Origin of the sequence: Candidatus Chordibacter forsetii (assembly GCF_964187505.1) — a bacterium.
GTDB lineage: Bacteria > Verrucomicrobiota > Verrucomicrobiia > Opitutales > Seribacteraceae > Chordibacter > Chordibacter forsetii.
This window is the reverse complement of sequence record NZ_CAXLML010000041.1, coordinates 1-4,040: the sequence shown is the minus strand read 5'-3', so window position 1 is coordinate 4,040 and position 4,040 is coordinate 1. Positions and strand designations below refer to the sequence as shown.

The window sequence follows — 4,040 nt, the reverse complement described above, 5'->3', positions numbered from 1 at the left end:
GGAGGGCGGTCTGATGACGATTGCTGGGACTCGACAAAGCTCGAATGGAAGAAGCTCAAACAAGGACAGCCCTTCTTTCAGGTGATCAATGTGGCAAGTTCCCATGAGAGTCGTGCCTTTGGTGGTGTGGACAACACAACCCATTCTCCCGAGGATATTCAGTTGGCGAAGTATCACCCCGATATACCCACCATCCGTAAAAACTATGCCCATTACCACGATGCGGTAAAAAGAATGGATGCGGATGTGGGTAAGTTTCTCAAGCAATTGCAACAGCACGGTCTTTCCCAAAATACCATCGTGGTTTACAATTCCGACCACGGGGGTGTGCTTCCGCGAAGTAAGCGACATTTATTTAACAGCGGCACCCATTGCCCCCTGATCATTCGGATACCTGAAAAATATCGGGCGTGCTGGCCCGCGGAATCGCCCGGTTCCAGAATCGATCGGTTGGTCAGTTTTATTGATATGCCCAAGACCTGGTTATCCCTCGCAGGAGCTGAGGTTCCTGAAATTATGCAAGGAAAGATTTTCTTAGGTAAGGACCGTGAAGCGAAGAGACCTTATCATGTAAGCTACCGTGAGCGGATGGATGAGCGATTCGATAACCAGCGGTCGATTCGCAACAAGCGCTACCTATACATTCGTAACTTCATGCCCTTTGTTCCCTTGGGGCAGCGGTTGAACTACCTTTGGAAAATGGAAGCCACCCGGGCATGGGAGAATTGGCATGTTGCCGGTAAGACCAATGAAGTAACCGGCAGGTGGTTTCGTCCTAAACCATCGGAGGAACTATACGATACATGGGAAGATCCCGATAATGTCATCAATTTGATCGACGACCCCAACTATTCTGGGATTGCGAATGAGCTCAGCCAAGAGCTGTCACGATGGCAGAAAGAGAAAAGAGACTTAGGCTTGCTTCCCGAGTGCGAGCGGGCCAAGCGGGCCGAGGATTTAGGGGTCACTCTCCGGGAATTGGCAAGCGATCCTTCAGCCTATGATCTCGATGCCTACCTCGAAGCCTCCGATCTTGCCCTGCAAAGAGACGCTCGTCACCTCACAGAACTGAGACAGTTTTTACAAAGTGAGGACTCAGGCATACGCTACTGGGGAGTCATCGGGCTTTTACTTCTCGATCAAAAGCCAACTCAGGTTGTGGAAGAAATTCGCACATTACTGAAGGATAAATCCCATGCTGTCCAAGCCATGGCCGCCTATGCTCTGCATGCGAGGGGAGAGAGAGACTTGGCGAGAAAAACTCTGCTCGATTTGTTGCATCAGGAATCGCACGCAACTTTGTTGGTACTCAATATCATTGCCTGGCTCAATGAAGACCCTGCGTACTTTGAAGATAAAATTAAAGGAACGAGAAACCAACAGCTCCAACCCTATGTCCAGAAAATGAAAGAGAACCTTTCTTTTTACGCTAAGAACTGATCCACAATTAAGATTGCCGAACCCTATTTTTACCAATCAATTTATAAACAGTCCTATTTACCATAAATAATAAGCCCTTAGCCCATTATGAAACTCTCATACTCTGTTTTTTCTCTCCTCTTCTTTTTTCTTTCTTCTCTGCATGCCAAGGTAGAGGGTCCTCTTGATTTTACTCCTCCCGAAGGAGCAAGTGTTTCTTTCCATGGGGTGGGAGGGATAGGGATGTATTCGATTGATTCGGCCGATCTTGGACAAACCATGATGTTAACCAAGATACCAGGTGGGGCAGCGATGGATCAGGAGACTCTCTTAAAAACAATGACCGATGCTTTTGTCACGCAAATGAAGGTTCAGGAAAAGCTGGTGGGCAAGCTGACCCCGGAGAATCCTAATGTGGAAGATTTTAAGGGAGGTAGCTTTTCAGGAAAATTCGTCCGCTTCACTTTGACATCAGAAACTCGATCCTCCGTGAACTTTACTACCTTCTACCTTTTGTCGGATGGTGAGGATACATGGAACGCCACCGTTACGGGCGATGAAGGATGGGTGGCAGAGTGTGATAAGTTACTTGCCTCACTTAAGAAGAAATAGGCTTGTTTCCTCCTCCGTTCGTGGGTGGAGTATGCGGTGCTAATGGACAGACAATTTACTTATCCTAAGATCGGATAAGTACAGCAATGAATTTGTAAAGCAGTACTGTTTGTTTGGAGACAGAAATTTACGAAGATGAGTCAGGAGAATTTCCCTCTTTGTATTCCTCCAACTTTTTCTCGGCTTTCTTTAATTTTTTTTCGGCTTTCTGCCACTTGTTTGCCGAGACGAAGAGTAGCACTACCAAAACTATCACTCCTGATAAGGTAATCAATTCATTGTCCATCCGCTTATAATGAGGGTGGTGAGTTAATCGAGGCAAGAAAAGAAAACGTTGCTTATTTGGATGGTCACTCATTGTCAGCAAAGCACTAAACACCATTCCGGGTTCTCAATTATAATAAAAATGTCTTACACACATGTGTTTGTTTAGGGATTGGTACTCCTAACACGTCACAATGACATTGGTGTAAGGTTTACCTCACGAAGCCTAGAAATAACAATTTTTATTATTAACCTACTGCTTCATTGGATTCAGCAGTTCTATGATTTGTAAGTTTGCTATGGATTATAAGATTTAGTCGGACGCTCCGCTGATTTCATCAAGCTTCTCCTGGAGTAATTGTATAGTTTTATCTTGTTGGATGATTTTCTTGCGAAGGATATCGATCGAACCGCAAACGAGGGATAGCAAGCTTGTTATAACAATTGCGTAGGAACTTGTACGGGAGTCAATAATGGCACAAAGCATAGCAAAAACGAGCGCAATGAAACAGGGTGAATAAATCAGGAAAACAAGTTTTATTGAGGTGAATTTTTCGGGGCTTTCCAAGAGTTTCTTTTCAGAGCTAGATGTGTAATTGTTCATTTAGACATTCTATCTCACAAAAAGCAGCTTTCATACAATAACTTATTGTGAAATCAAATGGGTCTCTTCCCTTCTTTGATATTTTCTCCGTAAGTATAAAACGGACACCTCACCCTGAAATAATCGGTACATCGAATGTTTATATATCCGGAAATTTAAACTGGATGACTGCCTCTCAGAAAACACTTTCCAAGATTAAGAAAAAATAGGCTTGTTCCTTTCTCCCTTCATGGGTGGAGTATGCGGTGCAAATGAACAAACAATTTACTTATCCAAAGATCGGAATCCGCCCGACCATTGATGGTCGATTAGGCGGGGTGCGCGAATCCCTAGAAACTCAAACCATGGAGATGGCCAATCGGCTGGCCTCGCTCTATGCCTCCGAGCTTCGACAGCCCGATGGTTCCCCGGTTGAGTGCGTGATTGCCGATTCCACTATTGGTGGAGTGCGGGAAGCGGCTGCCTGTGAAGAGAAATTTCAACGCGAAGGAGTCGGATTGAGTGTCACTGTGACTCCCTGCTGGTGTTATGGTTCGGAAACCATGGACATGGACAAGACTAGGCCCAAAGCGGTCTGGGGCTTCAATGGCACCGAGCGTCCGGGGGCAGTGTACCTCGCCGCCGTCCTTGCCGGACATACCCAGAAGGGCATTCCTGCCTTTGGGATTTATGGGCAGGATGTTCAGGAAGCGGGGGATGAGTCCGTTCCTGTAGATGTCCGTGAGAAACTTTTGAACTTTGCTAAGGCGGGGCTTGCGGTTGCTTGCATGCGTGGAAAAGCCTACCTCTCGATGGGGGGAACTTCTATGGGCATCGCCGGATCCGTGGTGGACTCCTCTTTTTGGGAGAAGTCACTGGGGATGCGGGTCGAAGCGATCGATATGACCGAATTTGTCGGCCGGATGGAAAAAGAAATTTATGATCCCGAAGAGTACGAGCGGGCTCTTGCTTGGGTGAAGGAAAACTGCCGGGAAGGGGAGGACTACAATTCAGAAGATACCCAAAGAAGCCGGGAAGACCTAGATCAGGAATGGGAGGACTCGGTAAAAATGGCCCTGATTGCACGGGACCTGATGGTGGGCAACCCCAAGCTCGCGGAAGCAGGTCATGGCGAACAGGCTCTTGGGCACCATGCGATTGC

The 4,040-nt window shown here is 46.8% G+C and carries 4 protein-coding genes and 1 pseudogene; 3 read left to right on the top strand and 2 right to left on the bottom strand.

Going from position 1 to position 4,040, the window contains the following annotated elements; translation table 11 throughout:
- Both ACKPQ4_RS01785 and ACKPQ4_RS01780 read left to right on the top strand, forming a co-directional pair.
- Window positions 1-1,440, top strand: a 1,440-nt coding sequence (locus ACKPQ4_RS01785; RefSeq protein WP_407679497.1) for a sulfatase-like hydrolase/transferase, incomplete at its 5' end; no start/stop codon positions are given.
- A gap of 87 nt (window positions 1,441-1,527) precedes the next feature.
- Window positions 1,528-2,031 carry a hypothetical protein gene (locus ACKPQ4_RS01780; RefSeq protein WP_407679496.1) on the top strand — a complete coding sequence of 168 codons (504 nt, stop codon included), beginning with the start codon at window positions 1,528-1,530 and terminating at the stop codon, window positions 2,029-2,031.
- A gap of 127 nt (window positions 2,032-2,158) precedes the next feature.
- On the opposite strand, the gene ACKPQ4_RS01775 is transcribed toward ACKPQ4_RS01780, so the two are convergent.
- Entirely contained in the window at window positions 2,159-2,389 is a 231-nt protein-coding gene (locus tag ACKPQ4_RS01775; protein ID WP_407679495.1) for a hypothetical protein, read from the bottom strand.
- A gap of 219 nt (window positions 2,390-2,608) precedes the next feature.
- Window positions 2,609-2,782, bottom strand: a complete 174-nt coding sequence (locus ACKPQ4_RS01770; protein WP_407679494.1) for a hypothetical protein — start codon at window positions 2,780-2,782, stop codon at window positions 2,609-2,611.
- Window positions 2,783-3,150: 368 nt separating this feature from the next.
- Between ACKPQ4_RS01770 and fucI the strand changes: the two are divergent.
- A pseudogene (fucI, locus tag ACKPQ4_RS01765) lies at window positions 3,151-4,040 on the top strand (L-fucose isomerase); the annotation flags it as partial.

Excerpts from the sequence above, each read along its gene's own strand:
- ACKPQ4_RS01780 (WP_407679496.1), top strand. The coding sequence starts at position 1,528 with ATGAAACTCTCATACTCTGTTTTTTCTCTCCTCTTCTTTTTTCTTTCT.
- ACKPQ4_RS01775 (WP_407679495.1), bottom strand. The coding sequence starts at position 2,389 with ATGAGTGACCATCCAAATAAGCAACGTTTTCTTTTCTTGCCTCGATTA.
- ACKPQ4_RS01770 (WP_407679494.1), bottom strand. The coding sequence starts at position 2,782 with ATGCTTTGTGCCATTATTGACTCCCGTACAAGTTCCTACGCAATTGTT.